The organism is Muribacter muris, assembly GCF_001038205.1.
In the GTDB taxonomy this organism is placed as follows: Bacteria; Pseudomonadota; Gammaproteobacteria; order Enterobacterales; family Pasteurellaceae; genus Muribacter; species Muribacter muris.
In genome coordinates, this window is the sequence record NZ_JWIZ01000036.1 from 1 (window position 1) to 1,365 (window position 1,365).

The 1,365-nt window shown below is 43.0% G+C and carries 3 protein-coding genes; all 3 read left to right on the plus strand.

The window, feature by feature from the left end; genetic code table 11:
- The first annotated feature begins 60 nt into the window (after positions 1-60).
- The 3 genes from RO21_RS12830 to RO21_RS06455 all read left to right on the plus strand — a co-directional run bounded on the left by RO21_RS12830 (position 61) and on the right by RO21_RS06455 (position 1,346).
- Positions 61-249 carry a hypothetical protein gene (locus RO21_RS12830; RefSeq protein ID WP_157019665.1) on the plus strand — a complete coding sequence of 63 codons (189 nt, stop codon included), beginning with the start codon at positions 61-63 and terminating at the stop codon, positions 247-249.
- On the plus strand, positions 246-737 hold the full coding sequence (locus RO21_RS06450; protein WP_047976981.1) for a hypothetical protein: 492 nt from the start codon (positions 246-248) through the stop codon (positions 735-737). Before RO21_RS12830 ends, RO21_RS06450 begins: the two co-directional genes overlap by 4 nt.
- A 141-nt stretch (positions 738-878) precedes the next feature.
- Positions 879-1,346 (plus strand): hypothetical protein, encoded by a 468-nt coding sequence (locus RO21_RS06455; RefSeq protein ID WP_047976982.1) that lies wholly within the window; start codon positions 879-881, stop codon positions 1,344-1,346.
- Positions 1,347-1,365 lie beyond the last annotated feature (19 nt).

Consider the following 1,365-nt stretch of genomic DNA (forward strand, 5'->3'; position numbering starts at 1 on the left):
ACTCAATGCGACCAGCAAAACCAACGAAACGTTGTGCTCAGATCGCATTCGGCTGTGTGAATGGAAAGAGAAAAACGGGGTGTAGCGATGATCACACTGGTAGAAGAACTGCAATTACAGTTGCAACAAGCCCGTTTTCAAATTGAACAGGCAGAAAAATCCCTCATTCGCTCGGAAACCGCGTGGGCAAGGGAACATATTGAAACCGCCAAACGTATTTTGGCGAAAGTCGGAGGGAAAGTGAGATGAAAGTCTCAGATGATGAGATTTTAGATTTAATTTGGGACGAAACTTTGTCAAAAATAGCAAGAAGCACATTTATTCGCTATATCGGCAATTATCTAGGGACTTATGATCTTGTCACTATTCGTGAAAATAGTGAAGAACGTATTAGCTACTTTGCGGCATTAACTCTCTCTGACATAAAAGATGGCTCTATGCTTAGTGAAAGCCAATTAAGAGTGAGAGTTAAACAGCTTATTCAAAATGGGGAGCTGGTTAGAGTTTGTCAACACGGCTTTATGTTTCATCACGAAGCATTAAAGGAGGTTGTTGTTAAAGCAGTTAAGTATTGGCAAATTGTAGGCTTACCTTACGGTTATGAGAGCGATAGCGTAGTAAAATGTTGTAAATGTGTACCTGCAGAGAATTTTAACCTGTTTCAGTTAAGTCAAAATTGTTACCAAATTTTAAGAGCGGAACATCCTAAGTATAAGGAGGAACTATGTAATCAATAACCCAAACAAGCCGCCCCACCAATGAATTTAAGTTTAACCAATGTTGTTATGTAAATTGATTGCGAAATGCACGGGGCGGTCTTCAGTGGTGATTGAAAAATGATGGGATTTTTCAATCAGTTCTGTAAAAAGGAGCAACAAATGAAAGTGAAATGTGCGGCCTGCGGGGCGGTCAATTCTTTAGATAGTTTAGTCGCAAATGAAGCCGCCAGCCGAGCCATTCACTCGGCATTGATGGTAAGCGGCGAGCTCGGCACGGTGTTAATCGGGTATTTAGGCTTATTTCGTCCGGCAAAATCCGCTTTAACGTTTGACCGTGTCGCAACATTACTGAATGAACTCTTGCCGATGATACAGGCAGCGGAAATTCAACGGGATAGGCAAACGTTTCCCGCACCAGTAGAAGCGTGGATTTACGGCATCAATACGATGTTAGCCAATCGGACGACATTAAAACTACCGCTGAAATCACACGGGTATTTGTTCGAGATTATCAGTAAATGGAAGCCGATCGGGGCGTTGCAATATTCCACCCCAAACCGACCGCTTATCCAATCTAAAACGACCGGTGCAGTGAAGGAGGCACTTGCATGGAGCAACAATGGCTAAAGCAGACCCTAGGGCAAGG